The sequence below is a fragment of the Arenimonas maotaiensis genome (assembly GCF_014638745.1).
In the GTDB taxonomy this organism is placed as follows: domain Bacteria; phylum Pseudomonadota; class Gammaproteobacteria; order Xanthomonadales; family Xanthomonadaceae; genus Arenimonas; species Arenimonas maotaiensis.
Genome location: NZ_BMFO01000001.1, coordinates 166,152 through 191,708 on the forward strand (window position 1 = coordinate 166,152; position 25,557 = coordinate 191,708).

The window sequence follows — 25,557 nt, forward strand, 5'->3', positions numbered from 1 at the left end:
ACAGACTTGACGGTGGATGCGCTGGAAACAGTTTATCATTCACCCTCATTCCCCAATATGCAGGTGATCCATGGCCATTCAAGTCGGCGGACGCATCCCGTCCGCAACCCTCAATCTGGTGCAGGACGGCGTGCAGGCCATCGACAGCGTGGAGTTCTTCGCCGGCCGTAAGGTGGTGCTGTTCGCCGTGCCGGGCGCGTTCACCCCGACCTGCTCGGCCAAACACCTGCCCGGCTACATCCAGCACATCGACCAATTCACCGCCAAGGGCTTCGCCGTGGCCTGCCTGTCGGTCAACGACGCCTTCGTGATGTCGGCCTGGGGCAAGAGCCAGGACACCCCATCCGCCATCCAGATGTTGGCCGACGGCAACGGCGAATTCACCAAGGCGCTCGGCCTCGAGCTGGACGCCAGCGCGTTCGGCATGGGCCTGCGCGCCAAGCGCTTCGCCCTGGTCGCCGACGACGGCATCGTCACCCACCTGTTCGTGGAGGCGCCGGGCGAGTTCTCGGTGTCCGCCGCCGAATCGGTGCTCGCTTCCCTGTAACGCAAAGGAGATCGTTATGAACAAATTCACCGCAATGATCCTGTTGACCGGCGTACTGGCCGGTTCGGCCGCCAACGCCCAGACCCGCGACATGCCGGCCGATTGCGCGCGCTGCGGCCGCGTGCTGGACATCGTCAAGGTCGACGATCCCAAATCCGGAACCGGCGGCGCGGTGGCCGGCGCCGTGATCGGCGGACTGGTCGGCAACCAGGTCGGCAGTGGCGACGGCAAGAAGGTCGCCACGGTCGCCGGCGCGGTCGGCGGCGCCTACGCCGGCAAGAAGATGGCCGAAGGCAACCGTGAATACAAGATCACCGTGCGCATGCGCGACGGCAGCACCAAGGTGGTCCGCCAGGAGTTGCTGCATGGCATCAAGGTCGGCTACATCGTGCGGGTCAAGGACGGCAAGGCCAAGCTTTACCGGCCCTGAGCCCGCGCTTCCGGCACGAACGAAAAACGGCGGATCGAATCCGCCGTTTTCCGTTTCAGAACTCGACGCGCCGTCATTCCGGCGCGCCGTCTCCGGCTTCGACCTCGGCATCGCCGCCGTCGTCGATGACGTCCAGGCTCTCGATGGCCATCAGCTTCTCGTCCTCGGCCACCCGCATCAGGGTCACGCCTTGGGCGTTGCGGCCGACCTGCGAGACTTCCGAGGCGCGCGTGCGCACCATGGTGCCCTGGTCGGAGATCAGCAGGATCTCGTGCTGTTCGGTCAGCTGGATGGCGCCGACCAGCTTGCCGTTGCGGTCGGAGGTCTGGATGGCGATCACGCCCTGGGTGCCGCGGCCTTTCTTCGGATAGGCCGAGACCTCGGTGCGCTTGCCGAAGCCGTTCTCGCTGGCGGTGAGGATGTCGCCCTCGCCCTCGACCACGACCATGCTGACCACCGTGGCGCCGTCTTCCGGCAGGCGCATGCCGCGCACGCCGGTGGCGGTGCGGCCCATCGAGCGCACTTCGGATTCATCGAAGCGCACGGCCTTGCCGTGCGAGCCGAACAGCATGATGTCCTTGCCGCCGTCGGTCAGCTGCACGTCGACCAGGCCGTCGCCCTCGTCGAGGTTGATGGCCCAGATGCCTTTCGAGCGCGGGTTGGAGAAATCCGACAGCGGGGTCTTCTTGACCGTGCCGTTGCGGGTGGCGAAGAACACGTAGCGGTCGTCGGCGAAATCGCGCACCGGCAGCACCGCCTGCACCTTTTCGCCCTCCTGCAGCGGAATCCAGTTGACGATCGGACGACCGCGCGAGTTCGGGCCGGAATCCGGCAGCTGATAGACCTTCAGCCAGAACACCCGCCCTTCGGAGGTGAAGGTCAGCAGCGTGTCATGGGTGTTGACCACCCACAGGCGTTCGATGAAGTCCTCGTCCTTGACCGAGGCCGCGGCGCGGCCCTTGCCGCCGCGTTTCTGCGCGCGGTAGGTGGACGGCATCTGGCGTTTGGCGTAACCGGCGTGCGAGAGCGTGACCACCACGTCCTCGGAGGCGATCAGGTCGAGGTCGGCCAGGTCTTCCTCGCTCGGGCGGATTTCGGTGCGGCGGTCGTCGCCGAAATCCTCCTTGACCTTCAGCAGCTCCTGGCGGATGACCGCCAGCAGGCGCTCCGGCACTTCCAGGATCTCGATCAGGTCGCGGATCTCGGCCAGCAGTTCCTTGTACTCCTCGGTCAGCTTCTCCTGCTCCAGCCCGGTCAGGCGGTTCAGGCGCATCTCCAGGATTTCCTTGGCCTGCACCTCGGACAGCTGGTAGCCATCGGCAAGCAGGCCGAACCCGGCGTCGAGGTCTTCCGGGCGCGAGGCGTGTGCGCCGGCGGCTTCGAGCAGGGCTTTGACCAGACCCGGCTGCCAACGCTTGGCCATCATGCGTTCCTTGGCCTCCTGCGGGTTCGGCGAGGCCTTGATCAGCTCGATCATCTCGTCGATGTTGGCCAAGGCGACCGTCAGGCCTTCCAGGATGTGGGCGCGGGCGCGGGCCTTGCGCAGTTCGAAGATGGTGCGGCGGGTGACCACCTCGCGGCGGTGGCGCACGAAGGCTTCCAGGATCTGCTTCAGGTTCAGCAGCTGCGGACGGCCGTCGACCAGGGCAACCATGTTGATGCCGAAGGTCTGCTGCAGCGGCGTCTCGTTGAACAGGTGGTTGAGCACGATCTCGGCGCTGTGGTCGCGCTTGACCTCGATGTAGATGCGCATGCCGTCCTTGTCGGACTCGTCGCGCAGTTCGGAGATGCCTTCGACGCGTTTTTCCTTGACCAGCTCGGCGATCTTCTCGATCAGGCGCGCCTTGTTCACCTGGTACGGAATTTCGGTGACGATGATGGCCTCGCGGCCGTTGTCCTGCATCTCGATGTCGGTCTTGGCGCGCATCACCACGCGGCCGCGGCCGGTGTGGTAGGCGGCGTGGATGCCGGCGGCGCCGTTGATGATGCCGGCGGTCGGGAAATCCGGACCGGGGATGTGCGCGATCAGTTCGCCGATGCCGATTTCCGGATCGTCGATCAGCGCGATGGTGCCGTTGATGACCTCGCCCAGGTTGTGCGGCGGAATCTTGGTCGCCATGCCGACCGCGATGCCTTCCGAGCCGTTGATTAGCAGGTTCGGGACCTTGGTCGGCATGACCGTCGGTTCCAGCTCCTTCTCGTCATAGTTCGGCTGGAAGTCGACCGTTTCCTTGTCGAGGTCGGCCAGCAGCTCGTGGGTGATGCGCGCCATGCGCGCCTCGGTGTAACGCATGGCCGCGGCGGAGTCGCCGTCGACCGAACCGAAGTTGCCCTGGCCGTCGACCAGCAGGTAGCGCAGCGAGAACGGCTGCGCCATGCGCACCAGGGTGTCGTACACCGACTGGTCGCCGTGCGGGTGGTACTTACCGATGACGTCACCGACGATGCGCGCCGACTTGTAGTACGGCTTGTTCGAGTGCGCGCCGAGCTCGTGCATGGCGAACAGCACGCGCCGGTGCACCGGCTTCAGGCCGTCGCGCACGTCGGGCAGGGCGCGGCCGACGATCACGCTCATGGCGTAATCGAGGTAGCTGCGGCGCATTTCGTCTTCGAGATTGACGGGGATGACTTCTTTGGCTAAATCGGACATTCAGGCACTCGGAATTAGAGGGGTTTGGATGCCGTTTCCGGGCCGTTTCCGACGCGGAAAAACACCCCTCCGATTGTACCAGAATTCAGCGTCCGTTTAGCGTTTTTTGCCCCGATGAAACAATACGTTAGGGGCTTGACACGGCTCCGAAACAGGCCGTCATTTTGGCCCGGTCCGGGCGCTCGATGACGCCCTTTTCGGTGACCAGGAAATCGATGCAGTCCGCCGGGGTCACGTCGAACACCGGATTGTAGACTTTGGCCGCCCGCGCGCCCACTTCGACGCCCGCGATGTGGGTCAGTTCGGTGGCGCTGCGTTGTTCGATTTCGATGTCGGCGCCTTGCGCGGTGGCCATGTCGACCGTGGTGCTGGGCGCCACCACCATCACCTTCAGGCCATGCGCCTTGGCCGCCAGCGCGTGCGCGTAGGTGCCGATCTTGTTGGCGACGTCGCCATTGGCGCAGATGCGGTCGGCGCCGACGATGACCGCATCCAGCCGGCCGGTCTGCATCAGGTAGGCCGAGGCCGAATCGACGATGAGCGTCGCCTCGATGCCGTCCTGCAGCAGTTCCCATACGGTCAGCCGCGAACCCTGCAGCCAGGGCCGGGTTTCGCTGGCATACACCTCGGCGATTCGCCCCATGGCGACGCCGGCGCGGATCACGCCCAGCGCGGTGCCGAAACCGGCGGTGGCCAGGGAGCCGGTGTTGCAGTGGGTCAGCACGCGCGCGCCGGTTGGCAGACAGTCGGCACCCATGCGGCCCATGGCGTGGTTGGCGGCCAAGTCTTCGGCCTGGATGGCGACGGCCTCGGCTTCGACGACGCGCCGCCAATCCACACCGGCGGCGCGCAAGGCAGCGGCCATCCGGCGCACGGCCCAGGCCAGGTTTACGGCGGTCGGGCGCGCATGCTCCAGTTCCTGCAACGGCGTGGCGATGCGCGCCAGCGCCTCGGCGCCATCGGCGGCGCTCACCGCCCGCGCGGCCAGTACCACGCCATAGGCGCCGGCAATGCCGATGGCCGGCGCACCGCGCACGGCGAGGGTCTTGATGGCCTCGACCACCTGCGCATGATCGCGGCAATCCAGGTATTCCTGCCGGTGCGGCAGCACGCGTTGATCGAGCACGCGCAGGCTGTCGCCGTTCCAGAGCAGGGGGCGGACGCGGTCGTATCGGCTGAAATCCATGGTATCGTTCCTGTGCATGCGCCATTTTACCCAATTCGCGGCCATCCCATATGGCTGAGGCTCGCATCTCCGCCAGCCCCGGTGGACAGGTTGAACTCGTCCTGCACACCGCCTGTGTCAAGGCCGGCGCCTATGCCCTCGCCCACCGCGTCATCAGCGCCCTGCCCTTGGCCAAACCGTTTCTGGCGTCGTCGCTGCGCAAGAACCTGAGCGGCAATACGCCGGCCAAGATCCAGGTACGGCTGATCCGCGACATCTACCGCCGCTACGGCCTGAAACCGGCCAATTGGGAAATCGCCGCGATCCTCGCCGTGGCCGACGCCGGTACGCCGCGCCTGCTGGACGGTGCGGCAATCGAGCGGCGTCTGCGCCGGAGCTTGGGCGAAACCGCCAGCCGTTGGCTGCTGCGCCTGGCGCCGTTGGCGCACTGGGCGCCGGAACTGCTGAGCGAAGTGGCTCGGACCTGGGCCATCGGACGCTATGCCGACAGCGTCGGCCGCGTGCGCAAGCTCGGTTCGGATTGGCTGCCGGCGCCGTTGGCCAAGAACCTGAAACTGCCGGCCGGACTGCTCTGGAACTGGTCGGAAGAAGCGTTCGAACTGGCCTTGCCGGCGCTGAAGCGCCTGCAGGACGCCGGTCGACGGCTCAGGCGCGGCTGAAGTCGAACGCGGCGATGTCGGCGAACGCGCCGGCACCGAGCAGGCACATCATCAAGCGGTCCATGCCCAGCGCCACGCCGGCGCAGTCCGGCATGTCCGGCAGCGACGCCAACAGGCGCTGATCGACCGGCGGCAGCGGCGCGCCGTTGCGTTCGCGGCGGCGCGCCAGATCGGCCTCGAAACGCGCGCGCTGCTCGGCGGCGTCGTTGAGTTCGTGGTAGCCGTTGGCCAGCTCCACGCCGCCGACATACAGCTCGAAGCGTTCGGCCACCGGAATGGCGTCGCGGCGGATGCGCGCCAAGGCGCACTGACTGGCCGGGAAGTCGTAAATCACGGTCAAGCGGTCGGCCGGCAACGCCGGTTCGATGGCGTGGGTCAACAGCAGATCGAGCAGATCATCATGCGTCAGACCGTCGGTATCGATGCGCGCATGTTGAGTCACGGCGGCCGACAGCAGCTCCAACGGCGCGGTCAGCGGGTCGATGCCGAGCCGGTGCTGGAACAGTTCACGGTAGCTGAAGCGCGCCAGATCCAGAGTGCGGCCGTTCAGTGCGAACACGCCGAGCACCAGTTCGACGCATTCGTCGATCAGCTGCAGGTGGTCCCAACCGACCCGGTACCACTCCAGCATGGTGAACTCGGGATTGTGCCGGCGGCCGTATTCGCCGTTGCGGAACACCCGGCCCAGTTCGTAGCAATCGCCCACGCCGCCGGCCAGCAAGCGCTTGAGCGGAAACTCCGGCGAGGTACGCAGCCAGCGGTGCCGGCTGCCGGCACTGCTCGGGCCGGTGAATTCGAGCCGGAACGACTCGATGTTCGGATCGGTGTTGCCGGCTTCCGACAATACCGGCGTTTCCACTTCCAGCACGCCGCGGGCGTGGAAGAACTCGCGGATGTGGCGATACACCGCGGCGCGCAAGCGCAACGCCTCGGACGTGACCAGACTGCGCCAATCAGCCACCGTCGGCTCCGGCGTGTTCGGCCAGGAACGCCAGCAGGCGCGCTTCGTCCCAGATCTCGAGGCCGAGTTCCTGCGCCTTGGCCAGCTTGCTGCCGGCCGCTTCGCCGGCCACCACGATGCCGGTTTTCTTCGACACGCTGCCGGAGACCTTGGCGCCGAGCGCCTCCAGCTTCGCGCCGGCTTCATCGCGCGACATCGCGGCCAGACCGCCGGTCAGCACCACCGTGACGCCGGCCAACGGGCCTTCGCTGGCGCGCTGCGGCGGACCTTCCGGCCAACGCACGCCGTTGGCGCGCAGGGCATCGATCACCTCGCGGTTGTGCGGCTGGGCGAAGAAATGCGCGATGCGCGCGGCGACCACCGGACCGATGTCGGGCACTTGCCGCAATTCGTCTTCGCCGGCGGCCATCAGCGGATCGAGCGCGCCGAAATGGCGCGCCAGGGTCTTGGCTGTGCTCTCACCGACATCGCGGATGCCGAGCGCGAACAGCATGCGCTCCAGCGCGGTTTCGCGGCTGGCGTCGATGGCGGCGATCAGGTTCTCGGCCCACTTGCTGGCGACCTTGCCGGCCTTCACCGTCTCCGGCGTACTGCCGTCGCGCTCATCGGCGCGGCGCTTCATCTCCAGGAAATCGGCGAGCGTCAGCAGATACAGATCGGCGACCGTGCGCACATAGCCGAATTCGACCAGCGCGTCGACGAAGCGCTCGCCGAGACCCTCGATGTCCATCGCGCGGCGCGAGGCGAAGTGCAACAGGGCCTGCTTGCGCTGCGCCGGGCAGAACAGGCCGCCGGTGCAGCGCGCCACCACTTCGCCGTCTTCGCGCTCGATGGCGGAGCCGCAGATCGGGCATTCCGTCGGCATCGTCCAGGGCCGGCTGCCGTCCGGCCGGCCGCCATCGGCCACCCGCACCACTTCCGGGATGACATCGCCGGCGCGGCGCACGATCACGGTGTCGCCGACGCGCACGTCCAGCCGCGCGACCTGGTCGGCGTTGTGCAAGGTGGCGTTGGTGACCACCACGCCGGCCACCTGCACCGGCACCAGCCGGGCGACCGGCGTCACCGCGCCGGTGCGGCCGATCTGCACCTCGATGTCCTCGACGACGGTGGATTCCTCCTGCGCCGGATACTTGTGCGCGATGGCCCAGCGCGGCGCACGCGACACGAAGCCCATGGCGCGCTGCTGGTCGTAGCGGTCAAGCTTGTACACCGAGCCGTCGATGTCGTACGGCAGACCGTCGCGCCGTGCGCCGAGTTCGCGGTAGAACGCCAGTACGCCCGCGACGCCGCGCGCGGTGCGCACCTCGGGGCAGACCGGCAGGCCCAGCGAACGCAGCCAAGCCAGGGCCTGCGAATGCGTGTCGATGCCGGCCGGCAAGGCGCTGACCTCGCCCAGCGCGTAGGCGTAGAACGCCAGCGGCCGCTTGGCGGTGACCGCCGGATCGAGCTGGCGCAGCGAACCGGCGGCGCCGTTGCGCGGATTGGCCAGGGTCTTCTCGCCATGCGCCAAAGCCCAGGCGTTGTATTCGGCGAATCCGGTTTTGGGCATGAACACCTCGCCGCGCACTTCCAGCACCGCGGGCGCGTCGCCGCGCAGGCGCAGTGGAATGCTTTTCACCGTGCGCAGGTTGCCGGTGACGTCCTCGCCGGTGCTGCCGTCGCCGCGGGTCGCGCCGCGCACGAACACACCGTGCTCGTAGCGCAGGCTGATCGCCAGGCCGTCGAGCTTCGGTTCTACCGAGAACACCGGTTCGCCGTCGCCGGTCTCCTTGCCGATGCGGACGACGAACTCGGCGACCTCGTCGTCGCTGAAGGCGTTGCCGAGCGACAGCATCGGCACCGTATGCGCGACCTGCGCGAAACCCGAGGCCGGCCGGCCGCCGACGCGGCGGGTCGGCGAGGCGGTGTCGGCGAGTTCGGGATGCGCGGCTTCCAGCTGTTGCAGTTCGCGCAGCAGGCGGTCCCATTCGGCGTCGGTGATCGACGGGTCGTCGAGCACGTAGTAGCGGTAGTTGGCGTCCTCGATGCGCGCCTGCAACTGCCGCATGCGTTCCTGCACCGGATCCATCTCAGCGTCCGGGCTTGATGTTCTGGCGCTCTTTTTCGCGGTCGAACGTGCGCAGCTCTTCCTTGATGTGCAGGATGCGCTGGCGGCCGAGCGCGTTGCGGTCGGCGTCGAGCAGCACGGCGTCCAGCAGCTGGGCCATGCGTTCGGCGATCGGCAGCATGGTGTCCCAGGCCTGCACCGCGGTGACCGGACCCGGCAGGGTCATGAAGAAGCTGACGCCGGGCGTCTGCAGCGCATCGATGTTGGCCAGGTCGAAATAGCCCGGCTGCACCACGTTGGCCATGCTGAACACCGGCTCGCCGGCGTCCGGGCCGTCGGCCAGACGGTGGTAGATGTTGTGGTGGCCGTACACCAGACCGACCTTCTCGGTGGCCAGCACCAGCTCGGCGCCGGAAATCGTCTGGCCGCTCTTGGCCGCCAGGTACAGCATCACCAGCTTCTCGTAGTTCTCGCTCTTGCGCTTGCCGATCTGGCTGGCCTTGGCCGGCGCCGGCTTGCTGTCGAAACCGAGCGTGGCCTGTTCGCGGTACTCCGGTTCGTCCGGCGTTTGGCCGTCCGTGGCGTGCCCGTCGTCGGCGCCGGCTTCCGGCTCCTGGCGCACGGCGCTGCGCGCCTGCGGCTTGCCGCGGCCGCGCAGCCGGCTGCTGATCACGATGTAGCCGATGACCAGCACGAACACCGCGGCGATGATGATCCGTACGATGGCTTCGTCGCTGAGATTGGAAAGCATGCTCACCTCCGCTTAGGCCACGCCGGCCAGTCGGGTGGCTTCGGCCAGGTCGACCGAGACCATGCGGCTGACGCCCGGCTCGCGCATGGTCACGCCCGACAGCTGCTTGGCCGATTCCATGGTGGCCTTGTTGTGGGTCACGAACAGGAACTGCACCGACTCGCTCATTTCCGTCACCATGCTGCTGAAGCGGCCGACGTTGGCCTCGTCGAGCGGCGCGTCGACTTCATCGAGCAGGCAGAACGGCGACGGGTTGAGCTTGAAGATGGCGAACACCAGCGAGACCGCGGTCAGCGCCTTTTCGCCGCCGGACAGCAGCGTGATGTTCGACACGCGCTTGCCGGGCGGACGCGCCATGATCGCGACGCCGGTGTCGAGCAGGTCCTCGCCGGTCAGCTCCAGATACGCGTGGCCGCCGCCGAACAGGCGCGGGAACAGGTCCTGCACGCCGGCGTTGACGCGGTCGAAGGTCTCCTTGAAGCGGCCGCGGGTCTCGCGGTCGATCTTGCGGATGGCCTCCTCCAGCGTTTCCAGCGCCTGGGTCAGGTCGGCGTTCTGGGCGTCGAGATAGGTCTTGCGCTCGCTTTGTTCGCCGTACTCCTGGATCGCGGCCAGGTTGACCGGCTCCAGCCGGCGCATCTTGTTGTCGATGTCGAGCAGGTTCTTGGCCCAGAGCTCGGGATTGAATTCCTCGCCCAGGTTTTCCAGCACGTGCTCGATGCTGCCGCCGGCCTGCTCGATGGCGGTCTTCAGCTGCTCGGCGCGCAGGGCCACCGCCTGTTCGTGCAGGCGCACGCCGGTGATCTTCTCGCGCTGCGCCAGGGCCTGGCTGTCGGCGCTCTGGCGTTGCTGCTCGTAGCGGCGCAGTTCCTGCTCGACGCCATCGAGCGCGGAGCGCGCCGAGGACAGCTCGCGCTCGAACAGCACGCGCTGGTCGAGCACGCGTTGGCGTTCGGCGGCCAATTGCTCGATCGGGCTGTCGCCGTGCTTGAGCTGTTCGGCCAATTCGGTGCTGCGCGCGACCAGCTGCACGCGCTGCTGGTGCAGGCGTTCGATCGACTGTTGCAGGCCGGCGGCGGCGGTCCGGTGCGACTGCGCCGCCAAGGCCAGTTGGTGGCTGGCGTCGGCGTGCTCGCGCTGCTGCTGGCGGGCCTCGTCGCGCGCCTGGCCGAGCGTGCGGCGCTGTTCGTCCAGCGCCTGGCGTTGGCGCTCCAGCTCGCCCATGCCGTCGGCCGCCTGCTGCAGGCGAACACGCGCCTCGCGCACCTGCACTTGCGCTTCATCCAAGGTCTGCGCGGCATTGCGCAGCTCGCCGTCGATCAACGCGATGCGGCTCTGCGCCGACTGCAGCTTGCCCTGCACGCCCTGGATCTGGCCGGACAGTTCGGACACGCCGCGGTGCGCCAGATACAGGCTGCGCTGCGCGTCTTCACGGGTCTGCTCGGCCTGCAACAGCCGGTCCTTGAGCGCGGCCAGATCGGCCTGCACGCGTTTTTCGTCCTCGGCCAAGCGCTCGATGTCGGCGCGGGTGGCCTTGATCTCGGCTTCGCGGCGCAGACTGCCCTGTTGGGCGTGGCCGGAGCGCAGCACGCGCACGAAACCCTTCGACAGCCACTCGCCCTGCGGGGTGATGACCGATTCGTGCTCGGCCAGACCGGCCAGACGGTTACGGGCGGCGGCCAGATCGGGCGCGGTATGCACGCGGCTCAGGTAGATGCGGATGGCGTCCGGGCCCTGGATGCGCGCGGCCAGCGTACCGTCGGGGAAGCCGCGACCGCTGCGGGTCTGGTCGATCAGCGCCAGATGGCCTTGATTGACTTCGGCGACATGCGCCAGCAAGGCGTCGCTGTCGTCGACCGCGACCGCCTCCAGCAAGGCGCCCAGCGCGGTTTCCACCGCGAACTCCCAGCCGGCCTCGACCTCGAGCATCTCACCCAGACGCGACTGGCCCGCGAGCCCTTGGCGTCCCAGCCAGTCCTTGGTCTGCTTGTCTTCCTGGCCGAGGGCGGCGTGCTGTAGCGCTTCCAGCGAGGCCAGACGGCCGCGCGCCGATTCGGACTGTTTGCGGATTTCCGACAGCTCGTTCTGTTTCTGGCGCTGCTCCTCCACCAGGGCCTGCTGTCCGGCCTTGCGTTCCTCCAGCTCGGCGGCGAGGCGGTCGAGGCTTTCACGTTGGGTGGCGTGCTCGGCTTCCATGGCCTGCAGACCGGCTTGGATCGCGTCCGGATCGAGGCTGGTGCGCTCGGCCTGCAACGCTTCGCTGCGCCGGCTGAGTTCGAGGTTCTGCTTCTCGAGGTATTCGATCTTGGTGCGCTCGACCTCGGCCCAACGCGTGGCTTCGGCCTGCGCCTTCAGGCAGGCGTCCCACTTCTGCTGCCATTCCTGCAGGTCGTGCTCGGCCTGGCGCAGCGCCGCCAACTTGCCGTCCTGCTCGGACTGCAGCGCGGCCAGTTTCGGCTCCAGCGCGGCGATCTCGGCCTGCACGGCGTCGAGCTTGGCCTGATCCTCGCCCAGATGGCTCTCGATCTGCGCGAAGGCCTGGTCGGCTTCGGCGCGGGCGGTCTCCAGGCGCTGCTTGAGTTCACGCTGGTGCTGGATCTGCTGTTCGATGCGCGCCAGCTCGCCGCTGACGCGGTAGCCTTCGGCCTGCACCTTGGCCAGCGCCTCGGCGGCCTCGGTCTGCTGGCTGCGGCATTGCTCGATCTGCGCTTCGGCGTGGCGCTGCTCGGCCAGCAGCTTCTGCAGCTGCAGCTCGCCGTCGCGCAGGGCTTCCTGGTGCTTGTGCAGCTCGATGCCGAGCTGGCGGTAGTCCATGGCCTTCAGCTGGGCGTCCTTCTCGGCGCGCTCGGCCTGCAGCTGCTGGTATTGCTCGGCGGCGCGCGCCTGCTTCTTCAGGTGCTCGAGCTGTTTGTCGATCTCCTCGCGCAGGTCGTTCAGGCGGTCGAGGTTCTCGCGCGTGCTCTTGATGCGTGACTCGGTTTCCTTGCGGCGCTCCTTGTACTTGGAGATGCCGGCGGCTTCCTCCAGATACACGCGCAGCTCCTCGGGCTTGGCCTCGATGATCTGGCCGATCATGCCCTGCTCGATGATCGAGTAGCTGCGCGGGCCCAGGCCGGTGCCCAGGAACAGGTCGGTGATGTCGCGCCGGCGGCAGCGCGAGCCGTTGAGGTAGTAGTTGGATTGGCCGTCGCGGCTGACCGAACGCTTGACCGAGATCTCGCTGAAGCGCGCGAACTCGCCGCCGATCTTGCCTTCGCTGTTGTCGAAGATCAGCTCGACGGTGGCTTGGCTGACCGGCTTGCGGGTCGAGGAGCCGGAGAAGATGACATCGGTCAGCGCGTCGCCGCGCAGGCGCGAGGCCGAGCTTTCGCCCATCACCCAGCGGATGGCGTCGATGATGTTGGACTTGCCGCAGCCGTTCGGCCCGACGATGCCGGTCATGTTCGTGGGCAGATGGAAAACCGTGGGGTCGACGAAGGACTTGAAGCCGGACAGTTTGATGGTCGAAAGGCGCATGGATGTGGTTTTCGGTCTTCGCTCAAGGCGCGACGGAACGGGTTCCGCGGCGGGGCTGGAATTCTCCCTCAATACCGGCGATAAGTTTATGATTTATATATGCTTATCGGCAAAATGAGGACGCAATTGACAGTATAGCGCGTACGGCCGGCGGGGGCGATAGGAAATTACGCTTTTTTGCCGGAAACGCGCTAGGCGCCGGCCTCGGCCGGGGTCTTGGCGACGATGGCCAAGGCGTGCACGTCGGTGTCCATCAGTGCGCCCATGGCGGCATAGACCCGCTTGTGGCGCTGGATCGGCGACAGGCCATCGAAGGCCGCGGACACGATGCTGACGCTGAAATGCCCGCGGCCGTCGCGGGCGCCGGCATGTCCGGCGTGCTTGGCGCTGTCATCGCGGATGTCCAACCGGACCGGCTGCAATGCCGTCAAAGCCTCGCGGATGCGTTCGACGCGATCGGCGCTCACGGCAGCACCGGCTTGAACGGCAGGATTTCGACGCTGCGGTACACGCCGGCGGCGATGTATGGATCGGCATCAGCCCAGGTTTTGGCTTCATCCAAGGACGGGAACTCGACCACCAGCAGGCTGCCGCTGAAACCGGCCTCGCCGGGATTTTCGCTGTCGATGGCCGGCATCGGGCCGGCGAGCTTCAGCCGGCCGTGCCCGAGCAGTTCCTGCAGGCGCGCCAGATGAGCGGGCCGGGCCGCCAGGCGTTGCGCCAAGGTACCCGGGTTATCCCTGGCCAAAACGATGTACCACATGGGGAAAAGGACGGCGGCTTGCGCCGCCGTACCGATCAGGCGCCGACGACGTTGGCGGCCTGCTTGCCTTTCGGACCCTGCACCACGTCGAAAGTGACGCGCTGGCCTTCCTTCAGCGAGCGGAAGCCCTCGGAGGCGATGGCCGAAAAATGCACGAAAATGTCCTCGCTGCCGTCTTCCGGCGCGATGAAACCGAAACCCTTGGCGTCATTGAACCACTTGACCGTACCCACACTCATTGCAACACCCCGTTTGAAGATTGATTGTTCACCAACATGAATCGCCGGTGAATCCAGAGTATGCACAAACGGCGTTTACTTGCCAAGTGTTTTTTCGGCGTCCAGCACGCCCCGGATAATCGGCATCAGGTGGCCGATGACCGAGTCGACGTTGGCCAGCACCTCGGCCAGTGTGATTTCGGTGTCTTGCGGATCGCAACCGGCAGCCCAATTGGCCACCACGCACAGGCTGGCGTAGTCCAAGCCGAGCTCGCGCGCCAGGCCCGCCTCCGGCATGCCGGTCATGCCGACCAGATTGCAGCCGTCGCGGCGCAGGCGGCGGATTTCGGCCTTGGTCTCCAGGCGCGGGCCTTGGGTAGCGCCGTAGCAGCCGCCGGCCACCAGCGGAATGCCGGCCGCGGCGCCGGCGGACAGGATGGCCTGCCGCAGGTCTTCGGTGTACGGATCGCCGAAATCGACGTGCAGGACCTCGGTGCCCGGCTCCTCGCACAGGGTGCTGATGCGGCCCCAGGTGTAGTCGATAAGTTGGTCCGGCACCGCCATCACGCGCGGGCCGTAAGCCTCGGTAATGCCACCGACGGTGTTCACCGCCAGCACCCGGCGCGCACCCAGATCGTGCAGGGCCTGTAGATTGGCGCGGTAATTGACCTGATGCGGCGGCACGCCGTGCCCCTCGCCATGCCGGGCCAGAAACGCCACGGCATGGCCATCGATGTCGGCGATGCGCACGGGGCCCGAGGGCCGGCCGTAGCGGGTATCGGCCTCCACGCTGTCGCGCCAGGTCACGCCCGGCAGACGGTACACGCCGGTGCCGCCGATGACGGCCAATGCGATGTCGTTCATGGCGCTCAATCCTTCATCGCGTAGATGCCCGGCAGATTGCGGGCGTGTTCGTTGACGTCCATGCCGTAACCGAACACGTAGCGGTCCGGCACGGTCAGGCCGATGTAGTCGGCTATCAGGCCGGGTACGCAGCGGTCGTGCTGCTTCACCGTCATCGCCGCGATCTTGACCTTGGTGGCGCCCTGGTCCTCGCACCAGTCGCGTACCGCCTTCAGGGTATGGCCTTCGTCCAGAATGTCATCCACCAGCAACACCGGCCGGCCTTCGATGACGGCGCCGGGCCGGCGCAACCAAGCCAGGCCCGAACCCGTGGTGGTGCCGTGGTAACGGGTGGCGTGCACGTAGTCGAATTCGACGTCGATGCCGAGCTGCAGCGCCAGACGCGCACCGAAGAACATGCCGCCGTTCATCAGGGTCAGGAACACCGGGAATTGGCCGTCGAAATCCTTGCGGATCTTCTCGGCCATGCGGTCGATGGCCTGCTCCACCGCGTCCCGGTCGTACAGGCAGTCGGAAGCCGCCAGCAGCTGTTCGAAGGTATGTTTCATCAGACACGCTCCAACGCGTTCAGGGCCGCGCACGCGGCCAGATAACGGGAATCGCCGGGCAACGCGGCCCAGTCGAAGGCGCGCGCCGCGCGCAGCCGGTCGAGCCGGGCCAGCGGGTACTCGCGCACGGCCATCGCCTCGATGGCGTCCGGCACGCAGGCCGGCGGACAGGCCAGCACCGCGTCGCAACCGGCCGACAGATGTTTTTCGATGCGCGCGCGCACGCCGCCAACGCTTTCGGCGGCGGCCATGCCGATGTCGTCGCTGAACACCACGCCGGCGAAACCGAGGCGCTGCTTCAGCAGGGTCTGGATCCAGAACGGCGAATAGCCGGCCGGATCCGGCGCCACCTGCGGATAGCGCACATGCGCCATCATCACCGCCTCGGCGCCGGCAGCCAAGCCGGCGCGGAACGGCACCAGATCGAGGGCTTCGATGTCGGCCAAGGGCCGGTCATCGACCGCTTCGTCGAAATGGGTATCGGCCAGCACCGAGCCGTGGCCGGGGAAATGCTTGAGAGTCGCGGCCATGCCGGCCTCGCGCAGTCCGGCCACGTAGGCGGCGATGAATTCCGCCACCGTCTCCGGTTCGGCGCTGAAGGCGCGGTTACCGATGGCGAGGTTGCCGCGGCCCAGGTCGGCCACCGGCGCGAAGCTCAGGTCCAGGCCGCTGGCGATCACTTCCGCCGCCATCAGGTACGCGTGTTCTTTCGCCATGGCCAAGGCCGCCGGCAGACCGCGGCCGGCCGCGGCGCCGATGTCCTCGAGGCAAGGCAGTTTGGCGAAGCCGTCGCGGAAGCGCTGCACGCGTCCGCCTTCCTGGTCGACGGTGATCAGCTGCGGCCGCGGCGCGCTGGCGCGGATATCGGCGCACAGGTCCTGCAACTGGGCCTTGGAGGCGAAATTGCGCGCGAACAGGATGACGCCGGCCACCGCCGGATGCTGCAGATGGCCGCGTTCTGCGGCGCTCACGGTGTGGCCTTCCAGACCGATGATCAGCATGCTTTCTCCTCCGCCGTCCAGTGCGCGAACGGCCGGGCCGCCAACGCCAGATTGTAATACCGGCGCTCATGGGTGACTTCGCGGCCGAGCCAGGACGGCCGCTCGAACGGTTCATCGACGCGCGACAGCTCGATCTCGGCCACCACCAGGCCGGCGTTGTCGCCGCGGAATTCATCGATCTCCCACAGGTGCGCGCCGACCTGCACCAGATGCCGGATCTTGTCGATGCGGCCGTCGCAGGACAAGGCCATCAGCGCTTCGGCATCGGCCGGCGGAATCGGGTATTCGAACTCCTGCCGGCTGGCGCCGAGCTCGCGCGACTTGATGTTGAGATTGGCCTGCTCGCCGCAGATGCGCACGCGCACCGAGCACTGCTCGCGGCCGGCGGCCAGCGCCGCGCCGTCGTTGAGATAGGCCTGGGCGATGCGCAGGGCATGGTGCGCCTGGGCGCGCCAACCGTCGCCGGCCAGCAGGAACTTGCGTTCGATCTCGATCGCCATCAGACGGCCTCGAACACGGCGATGGATTCGACGTGCGCGGTCTGCGGGAACATGTCCATGGCGCCCGCGGCCACCAGCCGGTAGCCGCGCTCCTGCACCAGATAGCCGGCATCGCGCGCCAGCGAGGCCGGATGGCAGGACACATACACGATGCGGCCGACGCCGCGCAGGTCGAGCTGCTTCAGCACCTCGATGGCGCCGGCCCGCGGCGGATCGAGCAGCAGCTTGCTGAAGCGCTGGCCTTTCCAGAGCTGGGCCGACAGGTCCTGGGTCAGGTCGGCGGCGAAGAATTCGGCGTTTGTCATGCCGTTGCGTTCGGCGTTGGCCTTGGCGCGTGCCACCAAGCCGTGGTCGCCCTCCACGCCCACCACCTGCCCGGCATGCTTGGCCAGCGGCAGGGTGAAATTACCGAGACCGCAGAACAGGTCGAGGATCACGTCGTCGGCGGTCGGCGCCAACAGCTCGATGGCCTTGTCGATCATGCGCCGGTTCAGCGCGGCGTTGACCTGGATGAAATCGAGCGGACGGAAGGTGAAACGGATGTCTTCGCCGAGGTCGAAGCCGAGCTCGGGGTAGCCGTCGCGCAGCGGATGCAGGGTGTGTACGCCGCCGGGCTGCAGGAAGATCTGCGCGCCGTGCGCGTCGCCGAAGGCCTGCAGCAAGGCCAGATCGTCGGCCGCCAGCGGCGCCAGATGGCGGAACACCAAGGCCACCGGGCCGTCGCCTTGGATGAACTCCACCTGCGGAATTTCGCGCTTGGCCTGCATGGCGCCAATTAATTCGGTCAGCGGCACGATCAGGGCATCGACCGTCGGCACCACCGTGCGGCAGCCGGCCAGCTGCGCCACGAAGCGCGGATCGGTCTCGCGGAAGCCGACCAGCACCCCGCCCTTCTTCTCGACATAGCGCACCGAAAAACGGCCCTTGCGCCGATAGCCCCAGGGCTCGGACACCATCGCCGGGAGCACCGACTCCGGCTGCACATGCCCAATGCGCTGCAGGTTCTCGGTCAGCGTGCACTGCTTGGCCTCGATCTGGCGCGCCGGCGCCAGATGCTGCAGCACGCAGCCCGAACAGACGCCGAAATGCGGGCATTCCGGCACGACGCGGTCCGGCGAGGCCTGCAGCACCTCCAGGGTCCTGGCTTCGTCGAAGTGCCGGTTGCGGCCGGTCTGCTGCGCGCGTACGCGTTCGCCCGGCAGCGCGCCGCTGACGAACACCGTCTTGCCCTCGACCCGCGCGACGCCGCGGCCGTCATGGCTCAGGTCGACGATGTCGAGCTCGTATTCGCGTTTCGCTTTGACGCCGCCTCGTGCCACAATGGGATTCCCGGATGCAAAACGCTATTTTCGCAGATTATCGGCCGCGGATGGGACCGCCGGCCCGGAACCGCCATGACCGACATCCTGTTGATCGAAGACGACGACATCAGCCGCGCCTACCTCGGCGAGGCCATCGGCCGGTTGCTGGTGCAATGGCGCGCCTGCGCCAGCTTCCGCGAGGCCCGCGACGCGTTCCGGCAAGGCCGGTTCGACCTGATCGTATCCGACTGCAACCTGCCGGACGGCGACCTGTTCGGCGCCATCGGTGAATTTCCGCCCGGCGTGCCGGTGCTGGCGCTCAGCGCCGAGCTCGATGCCGCGACCCGAACGCGCCTGCTGGCGGCCGGCGCGGCCGAGGCCATGGCCAAACCGATGCCGGTCGGCGACTTGCATGCCGCGGTGCTGCGCCTGTGCGGTCTGGACAGCGCACCTCTGTGGAATCCCGACAAGGCCCTGCGCGCGCTGGCGCAGAACCCGCAGGCGGTGGCCAGCCTGAAGGCTCTGTTCCAGGCCGAAGTGCCGGCGATGTCGGCCGCGGTGCGCGCGGCGCTGGACGCCGGTGACCTGAAGACCTTGGGCGACGTGCTGCACAAGCTCAAGGCCAGTTGCGGCTTTCTCGGCGCTGAACGCCTGTTGGCCGAATGCCGCGCGCTGGAAGCCGCGCCCGGCCCGGAGGCGCTGGCACGTTTCGAATGCGTCTGCGCCGAAACCTTGGCCGCTATTTGAGCAGCGATCGGCTCAACTCGCCGATCATCTGCCAGCTGCGCGGCAGCGATTTGCCCAGATGCGAGGCGATGGCGGCATGCAACACGCCGCGCAACACCGCCAACGCCGGACGCGACGGCATGCGGTCGGCATTGAACGCCAGCCACTCGGCACCGACCAGCGCGCCGGCGTCTTCCGCGCCGCAGGGCATCAGGCCCAGCTCCGGGTGCACGCGGTAATGCCGCTCCGGTCCGATTTCCTCGCCGCTGGCGGTGAACGACCAGGGCGTGACGAAGCCCAGATGGCCGACCAGGTCGCGCTCGAAACGGCGTACCAACCAGGCGAGGTCGCCGTTGCCGGCCAGCTCGGCGCGCGCCTGCAGCAGGCGCTGGTACAGCTCGTTGTCGGCGTCATGGCGCGGGCACAGCTTCAGCACCAGCTCGTTGAGGTACAGCCCGGCCATCAGCCGTTCGCCGGCGAACGCCAGCGGCGGCGGCAGGGCTTCGGATTGGGTCAATGTGCCGAGCTCGCCCTTCAGCAGGAAGCTGGCCTTGATATGCTGCAGCGGCTGCAGCTGGGCGCGCAGGATGTGGTTCTTGGCGCCGGTCACGCCCTTGGCCACCAAGGCCACGATGCCGTGGTCGCGGGTCAGCAGTTCGAGCTGCAGGCTGGTCTCGCGGTAGGCGCGCTTGTGCAGCACCAATGCCGGCTGCCACTCGACGCGCATCAGTCGTTGTAGCCGAAGCGACGCAGCGCGGCTTCGTCATCGGACCAGCCGTCGCGCACGCGGCACCAGGTCTCCAGGAACACCTTGGCGCCGAACAGCTTCTCCATGCCGATGCGGGCCGCGGCGCTGATCGCCTTCAGCTGCTGGCCGCCTTTGCCGATGACGATGGCCTTCTGGCCTTCGCGCTCCAGCCAGATCACCGCGCCGATGCGCAGCAATGCGCCATCGACCTCGAACTTCTCGATCTCGACCGTGGCCGAATACGGCAGCTCGTCGCCCAGGCGCTGCATCAGCTGCTCGCGCACCAGCTCGCCGGCCAGGAAGCGCTGGCTCTTGTCGGTGATCTCGTCCTCGTCGTACAGCGGTTCGGACTCCGGCATGTGCGCCAACAGCGCCTTGACCAGATGGGCGGTGCCCTTGCCTTTCAGCGCCGAGATCAGGTGCACCGAGTCGAAGGCGCGGCCGTCGGTGACCTCCTTGATGAACGGCAACAGCGCGTCCTTGTCCTTGAGCTTGTCGATCTTGTTGATCGCCAGCAGCACCGGCACGTCGGAGTCCTTCAGCGCCTGGTAGGCCAGCGTGTCGTCGCTGTGCCAACGGCCGGCCTCGACCACCAGCACCGAGGCGTGCACGTCGCTGACCGCGCCGCGCGCGGCCCGGTTCATGTGCCGGTTCATCGCCCGGCTCTGTTTGGCGTGGATGCCGGGGGTATCGACCAGCACCAGCTGGCCTTCCGGGAAGCTGGCGATGCCGAGCATGCGGTGGCGGGTGGTCTGCGGCCGCGAGGACACGATGCTGATCTTGCTGCCGACCAGAGCGTTGACCAAGGTCGACTTGCCCACGTTCGGGCGGCCGATCACGGCCACGAAACCGGCGCGGTAAGGATGGGATGACGCGTTGTCGTTCATTTGGCTTTTCCTAGCAGGATCAGCGCCTGCTGCGCGGCCTCGGCTTCGGCGGCCTTCACCGACGAACCGCGGCCCTGGGTGCGGATGGCGAGCTGCTCGATCAGGCACTCGGCCTCGAACACCCGTTCGTGTTCGCTGCCGGTGGCCTGCACCAGGCGGTACGCGGGCAAGGGATGCTGTTTGGACTGCAGCCATTCCTGCAGACGGGTCTTGGGGTCCTTGCCGGCCGAACGCGCCGGCACCAACTGCAGGCGCGGCCCGAACCATTCGGCCACCAGCCGGCGGGCGGCGTCGATGCCGGCATCGAGATAGACTGCGGCGATCACCGCCTCGACCGCGTCGGCCAGGATCGAATCGCGGCGGTGGCCGCCGGTCTTCATCTCGCCCGGCCCAAGCTGCAGGCGGGCGCCCAGGTCGCGCTCGCGGGCGATGTCGGCCAACACCGGCTCGCGCACCAGCAGGGAACGCGCCTGGGTCAGGTCGCCTTCGCTGGCGGTCGGGAATTTGGCGTACAGCGCCTCGGACACCAGCAGGCCGAGCACGGCGTCGCCAAGGAACTCGAGGCGTTCGTTATGCGGTTTTCCGGCGCTGCGGTGGCGCAGCGCCTGTTCCAGCAAGGCGGGATTGTTGAACCGGTCCAGCAACCGCTTACTCGACGCCCGGCTGTCCGGAAACCGGGAAGCTGCGCTCGAACTTGGCCACGAAGTCGAGGTTGTACATCAGCGGCTTGCGCACTTCGTAGTTCAGCTCCAGGGTCTTGCCGGCCGGGCCGTTGACCAGTTTGACGTTCTTGTCGAGGTTGATGTTGTCGACGTAGCTGATCTGGAAGCGGCGGTACAGGCTGTCCTTGATCTGCGGCAGGCCTTGGTTCTGGGCGCCGGCGGCCTGGGTCACGGCCTTGATGTCGTTGACCGCGCTGTAATACTCCGAGTACACCGGGAACAGGCGCATGGCCAGGAAGCCGAAGAAAGCGGCCAGCGCCAGGATGAGGATGAAACTGATCAGCGTCATGCCCTGTTGGGTGCGTTGCATGGTATGGCTCTCCCGTTAGTCGATTTTGGTGCCGATGCGCGAAGGCTGGAAGCTGTCGGTGCAGAACCAACCCGAACAGTTGAGCCATATTACCATCGCCCGGCCGACGATGTTCCGCTCCGGCACGAAGCCCCATTCGCGGCTGTCGGCGCTGCGGTCGCGGTTGTCGCCCATCACGAAGTAATGGCCGGCCGGCACCGTCCAGCTGCCGTTGTGGCGGTAACCCAGCGGCACGCCGTCCATCTCCAGCATGGCGTGGCGGCGGCCCTCCAGGGTTTCGGTGTAGATGCGCGAACCGGTCATCTCGCTGGACACGCCTTCGCCGATGAACACGCCGTCTTCGGCATAAGTGAACGGCACGCCGTTGACCGCGACCCGGTTCTCCTCGACGCTCACGGTGTCGCCCGGCAGGCCGATGACGCGCTTGATGTAATCGGTGCCGGCGGCCGGATCGCCCTCGCCCATGCCCGGATAGCGGAACACCATGACGTCGCCGCGCGCCGGCTGGCCGATCTCGACCACCTTTTTATTGAGCACCGGCAGGCGGATGCCGTAATCGAACTTGTTGACCAGGATGAAGTCGCCGATCAGCAGGTTCGGCATCATCGAGCCGGACGGGATGCGGAACGGCTCGGCCAGGAACGAACGCAGCGCCAGCACCGCGAAGATGACCGGGAACAGCGATTTGGCGTACTCGACCGGCACCGGATCCTTGGCCTCCGGGTCGGCGGCCTTGCGGCGCTTCTCGAACGCCAGCTTGTCGGCCAGCCAGACCAGGCCGGTGACCAGGGCCAGCAGGGTCAGAATCAGGGCGAAATCGATCTTCACGGGCAATCCTTATTTGTTGTCGACCGACAGCACGGCCATGAACGCTTCTTGCGGAATCTCGACCTTGCCGAACTGCTTCATCCGCTTCTTGCCTTCCTTCTGTTTCTCGAGCAGCTTCTTCTTGCGGGTGGCGTCGCCGCCGTAGCACTTGGCCAGCACGTTCTTGCGCATGGCCTTGACCGTGGAGCGCGCGATGATCTGCGAACCGACCGCGGCCTGGATGGCGACGTCGAACATCTGGCGCGGGATCAGGTCCTTCATCTTCTCGCACAGCTCGCGGCCGCGGCGTTCGGCGTGCGCGCGGTGCAGGATCATCGACATGGCGTCGACCCGGTCGCCGTTGATCATCACGTCGACGCGCACGAACGGGCCGGCGTCGAAGCGCAGGAAGTGGTAGTCGAGCGAGGCGTAGCCTCGCGACACCGACTTCAGGCGGTCGAAGAAGTCGGTCACCACCTCGGCCATCGGCAGCTCGTAGCTGATCTGCACCTGGCTGCCCATGTAGTTGATGCCCTGCTGCGAGCCGCGCTTCTCCTCGCACAGGGTGATGACGTTGCCGACGTAATCCGGCGGGGTCAGGATGGTGGCCAGGATCACCGGCTCGCGGATCTCGTCGATCTTATTGACCGGCGGCAGCTTGGCCGGGTTGTCCAGCGGCATCACCGTGCCGTCGGTCAGCAACACCTCGTACACCACGGTCGGCGCGGTCGAGATCAGGTTCAGGTCGTACTCGCGCTCCAGGCGCTCCTGCACGATCTCCATGTGCAGCATGCCCAGGAAGCCGCAGCGGAAGCCGAAGCCCATCGCCTCCGAGCTTTCCGGCTCGAAGTTGAGCGCGGCGTCGTTGAGCTTGAGCTTGTCGAGCGCCTCGCGCAGGGCCGGATAGTCCTCGGCGTCGACCGGGAACAGGCCGGCGAACACGCGCGACTGCATGGTCTGGAAGCCCGGCAGGGGCTCGCTGGCCGGGTTGCCGGCCAGGGTCAGGGTATCGCCGACCGGCGCGCCGTGCACGTCCTTGATCGAGGCGTTCAGCCAGCCTACTTCGCCGGCCGAGAGCTTGCCCAGCACCTTGCGCTTGGGCGTGAACACGCCGACCTCGTCGACCTGGTGCACGCGCCCGGTGGACATCACCAGGATCTTGTCGCCGGGCTTGATCTCGCCCTGCACCACGCGCACCAGCGAGACCACGCCCAGGTAGTTGTCGAACCAGGAGTCGATGATCAGCGCCTGCAGATGGCCGGTGTCGACCGGTTTCGGCGGCGGGATGCGCTCGACGATGGCCTCCAGCACGTCGCGCACGTTCAGGCCGGTCTTGGCCGAAATGGCCACCGCATCCGAGGCGTCGATGCCGATCACCGCTTCGATCTCGCCCTTCACGCGCTCGATGTCGGCGGTCGGCAGGTCGATCTTGTTCAGCACCGGCACCACTTCCAGGCCCTGCTCCACCGCGGTGTAGCAGTTGGCCACCGACTGCGCCTCGACGCCCTGGGCGGCGTCGACCACCAGCAACGCGCCTTCGCAGGCGGCCAGCGAGCGCGAGACTTCATAGCTGAAGTCGACGTGGCCGGGGGTATCGATGAAGTTCAGCTGGTAGGTCTTGCCGTCTTTCGCGGTGTACGGCAGCGACACCGACTGGGCCTTGATGGTGATGCCGCGCTCGCGCTCGATCGGATTGGAGTCGAGCACCTGCGCCTCCATCTCGCGGTCCTGCAGGCCGCCGCAGATCTGGATGATGCGGTCGGCCAGAGTCGATTTGCCGTGGTCCACGTGCGCGATGATGGAGAAGTTGCGGATATGCTGCATGGGTTCGCTTTGTCGGAAAACGCTAGCCGATCATTATCGCACATGGGACCGCGTCTGAGGCAGGGTTTCCGCCCCAGAATCAATTTCTTACGGCATTTCCAGGACCACGATCGCGGTGCTCTGTTCGTTGCGGACCAGCAGCCGGACCCGTTCGCCCGACTTGATGCCGGCGAGGGCCTTGTTGAAGGCGGCGACCGAGGCCACCGGCTGGCGGCCGACCTCGAGGATGACGTCGCCCTCGTTGATGCCGGCGCGGGCCAGCATCGGCTGGCTGACGCGCGCGACCTGCACGCCGCCCTCGGCGATGTCCAGGCGCCGGCGGGTGGCCGGCGTGACCTCGGTGACGCTGAAGCCGAGTTTGGCGGCGTCGGCCGGGGCGGCCGGACGGCCCGGACCGGCGGCAAGCGACTCGTCCAGGGCGGTCAGCACCACCGGCACCGACTGCCGGCGGCCGTCGCGCAGCAGGGTGACCTGGGCCTTGCTGCCGGGCTTGAGCGCGCCGACCAGCGGCGGCAGGTCGGAGGATTCGACCACGGCCTGGCCGTTGAACGCGGTGATCACGTCACCGGCGCGGATGCCGGACTTGGCGGCCGGACTGCCGTTCTGCACGCTGGCCACGAACGCGCCTTCGGCGGTCTTCAGGCCGAGCTCGGCCAGTTCCTCGGACTGCACGTCGCGCACCTGCACGCCGAGTTGGCCGCGCTGCACGGTGCCGGTGGCCTTCAGCTGCTCGACCGCGTTCATCGCGGTGCGGATCGGGATGGCGAAACTGACGCCCATGTAGCCGCCGGAATTGCTGAAGATCTGCGAGTTGATGCCGACCACCTGGCCGCGCGTGTTCAGCAGCGGGCCGCCGGAGTTGCCGCGGTTGATGGCCACGTCGGTCTGGATGAACGGTACGTAGCGCTGGCTGCCGTCCACGCTCGGACGGCCGAGCGCGCTGACGATGCCGGCGGTGACCGAATGGTCGAAGCCGAACGGCGAACCGATGGCGACCACCCACTGGCCGGGCTTGACCGCGTCCGAATCGCCGACGGCCAGCACCGGCAGGCCGCGGGCCTCGACCTTCAGCAGCGCCACGTCGGTGGCCGGATCGGAGCCGACGAGCTTGGCCGGCAGCTCGCGGCGATCGGCCAGATGCACGGTGACCGTGTCCATGCCCTCGATCACGTGGTGGTTGGTCAGCACGTAGCCATCGGCCGAAATGATGAAGCCGGAACCGTAGGAGGTGCCGCCGCGGCGCGGCGCCTGCGGGCCGGGCTGACCGGGCATCGGCTGGCCGAAGAAGCGGCGGAAGAATTCCTGCATCTGCTCGTCGTCAGGGCCCTCGGCGCGGGCGCTGCGGGATTCGCCGCGCGCTTCGATGCTGACCACGGCCGGACCGGTGCGCTCGACCAAGGCGCTGAAATCCGGCAAGGACACCAGCGGCGCGGCGTTGGCCGCCGGCGCGCTCTGCGCCTGCACCGGTTGCTGGGCCTGCTGCCAACAGGCCACCAGCAGGGCGCAACTGAAGAAACCGACTGCAAAACGGGATACGGGAGAGAACTTCGACATGGGCATTCCTCGTTGACGACGGAGTTTCGGGGGG

Annotated in this window: 25 protein-coding genes; 4 read left to right on the forward strand and 21 right to left on the reverse strand. The window is 67.3% G+C overall.

The genetic code is table 11. The features are described 5' to 3' along the window. Positions 1 to 70: 70 nt before the first annotated feature. Positions 71 to 547, forward strand: a complete 477-nt coding sequence (locus IEV56_RS00765; RefSeq protein ID WP_188446725.1) for a peroxiredoxin — start codon at positions 71 to 73, stop codon at positions 545 to 547. Positions 548 to 563: 16 nt separating this feature from the next. Then, positions 564 to 977, forward strand: a complete 414-nt coding sequence (locus tag IEV56_RS00770) for a glycine zipper 2TM domain-containing protein (RefSeq protein ID WP_188446727.1) — start codon at positions 564 to 566, stop codon at positions 975 to 977. 73 nt (positions 978 to 1,050) lie between these two features. Here IEV56_RS00770 and gyrA read toward each other — a convergent pair whose 3' ends face one another. Then, positions 1,051 to 3,627 carry a DNA gyrase subunit A gene (gene gyrA, locus IEV56_RS00775; protein ID WP_188446729.1) on the reverse strand — a complete coding sequence of 859 codons (2,577 nt, stop codon included), beginning with the start codon at positions 3,625 to 3,627 and terminating at the stop codon, positions 1,051 to 1,053. A 127-nt stretch (positions 3,628 to 3,754) separates the two neighbouring features. Then, positions 3,755 to 4,831 (reverse strand): S-methyl-5-thioribose-1-phosphate isomerase, encoded by a 1,077-nt coding sequence (gene mtnA, locus IEV56_RS00780; protein ID WP_188446731.1) that lies wholly within the window; start codon positions 4,829 to 4,831, stop codon positions 3,755 to 3,757. Positions 4,832 to 4,863: 32 nt separating this feature from the next. Here mtnA and IEV56_RS00785 point away from each other — a divergent pair, with 32 nt between their 5' ends. Continuing rightward, entirely contained in the window at positions 4,864 to 5,472 is a 609-nt protein-coding gene (locus IEV56_RS00785; RefSeq protein WP_188446734.1) for a hypothetical protein, read from the forward strand. Here IEV56_RS00785 and epmA read toward each other — a convergent pair. The 12 genes from epmA to rlmD all read right to left on the reverse strand — a co-directional run bounded on the left by epmA (position 5,459) and on the right by rlmD (position 17,963). Further along, the gene (gene epmA, locus IEV56_RS00790; protein ID WP_229730120.1) at positions 5,459 to 6,433 is read right to left on the reverse strand and encodes an EF-P lysine aminoacylase EpmA; all 975 of its coding nucleotides are present in this window, start codon (positions 6,431 to 6,433) and stop codon (positions 5,459 to 5,461) included. The two genes, IEV56_RS00785 and epmA, sit on opposite strands and share 14 nt — an antisense overlap. Further along, entirely contained in the window at positions 6,426 to 8,504 is a 2,079-nt protein-coding gene (ligA, locus tag IEV56_RS00795; protein ID WP_188446735.1) for an NAD-dependent DNA ligase LigA, read from the reverse strand. Before ligA ends, epmA begins: the two co-directional genes overlap by 8 nt. A gap of 1 nt (position 8,505) precedes the next feature. Then, positions 8,506 to 9,234: a cell division protein ZipA gene (gene zipA / locus IEV56_RS00800; RefSeq protein ID WP_188446737.1), complete on the reverse strand. Its 729-nt coding sequence runs from the start codon at positions 9,232 to 9,234 to the stop codon at positions 8,506 to 8,508. A 12-nt stretch (positions 9,235 to 9,246) separates the two neighbouring features. Beyond that, complete coding sequence (gene smc / locus IEV56_RS00805; RefSeq protein ID WP_188446739.1) at positions 9,247 to 12,750, reverse strand: chromosome segregation protein SMC; 3,504 nt, start codon at positions 12,748 to 12,750, stop codon at positions 9,247 to 9,249. A gap of 191 nt (positions 12,751 to 12,941) precedes the next feature. Next, entirely contained in the window at positions 12,942 to 13,217 is a 276-nt protein-coding gene (locus tag IEV56_RS00810; protein WP_188446741.1) for a BolA family protein, read from the reverse strand. Then, on the reverse strand, positions 13,214 to 13,513 hold the full coding sequence (locus IEV56_RS00815; RefSeq protein ID WP_188446744.1) for a YciI family protein: 300 nt from the start codon (positions 13,511 to 13,513) through the stop codon (positions 13,214 to 13,216). Before IEV56_RS00815 ends, IEV56_RS00810 begins: the two co-directional genes overlap by 4 nt. A gap of 35 nt (positions 13,514 to 13,548) precedes the next feature. Beyond that, entirely contained in the window at positions 13,549 to 13,752 is a 204-nt protein-coding gene (locus tag IEV56_RS00820) for a cold-shock protein (protein WP_188446746.1), read from the reverse strand. A gap of 75 nt (positions 13,753 to 13,827) precedes the next feature. Then, a complete protein-coding gene (locus IEV56_RS00825; RefSeq protein ID WP_188446748.1) occupies positions 13,828 to 14,595 on the reverse strand; it encodes an S-methyl-5'-thioinosine phosphorylase in 768 nt (255 codons plus the stop codon). 5 nt (positions 14,596 to 14,600) lie between these two features. Next, entirely contained in the window at positions 14,601 to 15,143 is a 543-nt protein-coding gene (locus IEV56_RS00830) for a hypoxanthine-guanine phosphoribosyltransferase (RefSeq protein ID WP_188446750.1), read from the reverse strand. Continuing rightward, entirely contained in the window at positions 15,143 to 16,144 is a 1,002-nt protein-coding gene (gene nagZ / locus IEV56_RS00835) for a beta-N-acetylhexosaminidase (protein ID WP_188446752.1), read from the reverse strand. Before nagZ ends, IEV56_RS00830 begins: the two co-directional genes overlap by 1 nt. Further along, complete coding sequence (locus IEV56_RS00840) at positions 16,138 to 16,644, reverse strand: CYTH domain-containing protein (RefSeq protein WP_188446754.1); 507 nt, start codon at positions 16,642 to 16,644, stop codon at positions 16,138 to 16,140. Before IEV56_RS00840 ends, nagZ begins: the two co-directional genes overlap by 7 nt. After that, on the reverse strand, positions 16,644 to 17,963 hold the full coding sequence (gene rlmD / locus IEV56_RS00845; protein ID WP_229730121.1) for a 23S rRNA (uracil(1939)-C(5))-methyltransferase RlmD: 1,320 nt from the start codon (positions 17,961 to 17,963) through the stop codon (positions 16,644 to 16,646). The genes IEV56_RS00840 and rlmD overlap by 1 nt, the downstream gene beginning before the upstream one ends. 75 nt (positions 17,964 to 18,038) lie before the next feature. On the opposite strand from rlmD, the gene IEV56_RS00850 reads away from it, so the two are divergent. Next, the gene (locus tag IEV56_RS00850; protein ID WP_188446756.1) at positions 18,039 to 18,692 is read left to right on the forward strand and encodes a response regulator; all 654 of its coding nucleotides are present in this window, start codon (positions 18,039 to 18,041) and stop codon (positions 18,690 to 18,692) included. Here IEV56_RS00850 and recO read toward each other — a convergent pair. The 7 genes from recO to IEV56_RS00885 all read right to left on the reverse strand — a co-directional run bounded on the left by recO (position 18,685) and on the right by IEV56_RS00885 (position 25,523). Beyond that, the gene (gene recO, locus IEV56_RS00855) at positions 18,685 to 19,398 is read right to left on the reverse strand and encodes a DNA repair protein RecO (RefSeq protein WP_188446758.1); all 714 of its coding nucleotides are present in this window, start codon (positions 19,396 to 19,398) and stop codon (positions 18,685 to 18,687) included. The two genes, IEV56_RS00850 and recO, sit on opposite strands and share 8 nt — an antisense overlap. After that, positions 19,398 to 20,306, reverse strand: coding sequence for a GTPase Era (gene era, locus IEV56_RS00860; RefSeq protein ID WP_188446760.1), 909 nt, complete (start codon positions 20,304 to 20,306; stop codon positions 19,398 to 19,400). Before era ends, recO begins: the two co-directional genes overlap by 1 nt. Further along, positions 20,303 to 20,950, reverse strand: a complete 648-nt coding sequence (gene rnc / locus IEV56_RS00865) for a ribonuclease III (protein ID WP_188446762.1) — start codon at positions 20,948 to 20,950, stop codon at positions 20,303 to 20,305. Before rnc ends, era begins: the two co-directional genes overlap by 4 nt. A 4-nt stretch (positions 20,951 to 20,954) precedes the next feature. Then, positions 20,955 to 21,338, reverse strand: a complete 384-nt coding sequence (locus tag IEV56_RS00870) for a DUF4845 domain-containing protein (RefSeq protein WP_188446764.1) — start codon at positions 21,336 to 21,338, stop codon at positions 20,955 to 20,957. Between the two features lie 15 nt (positions 21,339 to 21,353). Next, on the reverse strand, positions 21,354 to 22,160 hold the full coding sequence (gene lepB, locus IEV56_RS00875; RefSeq protein ID WP_425488555.1) for a signal peptidase I: 807 nt from the start codon (positions 22,158 to 22,160) through the stop codon (positions 21,354 to 21,356). 15 nt (positions 22,161 to 22,175) lie between these two features. Then, the gene (gene lepA / locus IEV56_RS00880; protein WP_188446768.1) at positions 22,176 to 23,969 is read right to left on the reverse strand and encodes a translation elongation factor 4; all 1,794 of its coding nucleotides are present in this window, start codon (positions 23,967 to 23,969) and stop codon (positions 22,176 to 22,178) included. A gap of 87 nt (positions 23,970 to 24,056) precedes the next feature. Then, positions 24,057 to 25,523, reverse strand: a complete 1,467-nt coding sequence (locus IEV56_RS00885) for a DegQ family serine endoprotease (RefSeq protein ID WP_188446770.1) — start codon at positions 25,521 to 25,523, stop codon at positions 24,057 to 24,059. Positions 25,524 to 25,557 lie beyond the last annotated feature (34 nt).

Excerpts from the sequence above, each read along its gene's own strand:
- IEV56_RS00765 (WP_188446725.1), top strand. The coding sequence starts at position 71 with ATGGCCATTCAAGTCGGCGGACGCATCCCGTCCGCAACCCTCAATCTG.
- IEV56_RS00770 (WP_188446727.1), top strand. The coding sequence starts at position 564 with ATGAACAAATTCACCGCAATGATCCTGTTGACCGGCGTACTGGCCGGT.
- gyrA (WP_188446729.1), bottom strand. The coding sequence starts at position 3,627 with ATGTCCGATTTAGCCAAAGAAGTCATCCCCGTCAATCTCGAAGACGAA.
- mtnA (WP_188446731.1), bottom strand. The coding sequence starts at position 4,831 with ATGCACAGGAACGATACCATGGATTTCAGCCGATACGACCGCGTCCGC.
- IEV56_RS00785 (WP_188446734.1), top strand. The coding sequence starts at position 4,864 with ATGGCTGAGGCTCGCATCTCCGCCAGCCCCGGTGGACAGGTTGAACTC.
- ligA (WP_188446735.1), bottom strand. The coding sequence starts at position 8,504 with ATGGATCCGGTGCAGGAACGCATGCGGCAGTTGCAGGCGCGCATCGAG.
- zipA (WP_188446737.1), bottom strand. The coding sequence starts at position 9,234 with ATGCTTTCCAATCTCAGCGACGAAGCCATCGTACGGATCATCATCGCC.
- smc (WP_188446739.1), bottom strand. The coding sequence starts at position 12,750 with ATGCGCCTTTCGACCATCAAACTGTCCGGCTTCAAGTCCTTCGTCGAC.
- IEV56_RS00815 (WP_188446744.1), bottom strand. The coding sequence starts at position 13,513 with ATGTGGTACATCGTTTTGGCCAGGGATAACCCGGGTACCTTGGCGCAA.
- IEV56_RS00820 (WP_188446746.1), bottom strand. The coding sequence starts at position 13,752 with ATGAGTGTGGGTACGGTCAAGTGGTTCAATGACGCCAAGGGTTTCGGT.
- IEV56_RS00825 (WP_188446748.1), bottom strand. The coding sequence starts at position 14,595 with ATGAACGACATCGCATTGGCCGTCATCGGCGGCACCGGCGTGTACCGT.
- IEV56_RS00830 (WP_188446750.1), bottom strand. The coding sequence starts at position 15,143 with ATGAAACATACCTTCGAACAGCTGCTGGCGGCTTCCGACTGCCTGTAC.
- nagZ (WP_188446752.1), bottom strand. The coding sequence starts at position 16,144 with ATGCTGATCATCGGTCTGGAAGGCCACACCGTGAGCGCCGCAGAACGC.
- IEV56_RS00840 (WP_188446754.1), bottom strand. The coding sequence starts at position 16,644 with ATGGCGATCGAGATCGAACGCAAGTTCCTGCTGGCCGGCGACGGTTGG.
- IEV56_RS00850 (WP_188446756.1), top strand. The coding sequence starts at position 18,039 with ATGACCGACATCCTGTTGATCGAAGACGACGACATCAGCCGCGCCTAC.
- recO (WP_188446758.1), bottom strand. The coding sequence starts at position 19,398 with ATGCGCGTCGAGTGGCAGCCGGCATTGGTGCTGCACAAGCGCGCCTAC.
- era (WP_188446760.1), bottom strand. The coding sequence starts at position 20,306 with ATGAACGACAACGCGTCATCCCATCCTTACCGCGCCGGTTTCGTGGCC.
- IEV56_RS00870 (WP_188446764.1), bottom strand. The coding sequence starts at position 21,338 with ATGCAACGCACCCAACAGGGCATGACGCTGATCAGTTTCATCCTCATC.
- lepA (WP_188446768.1), bottom strand. The coding sequence starts at position 23,969 with ATGCAGCATATCCGCAACTTCTCCATCATCGCGCACGTGGACCACGGC.
- IEV56_RS00885 (WP_188446770.1), bottom strand. The coding sequence starts at position 25,523 with ATGTCGAAGTTCTCTCCCGTATCCCGTTTTGCAGTCGGTTTCTTCAGT.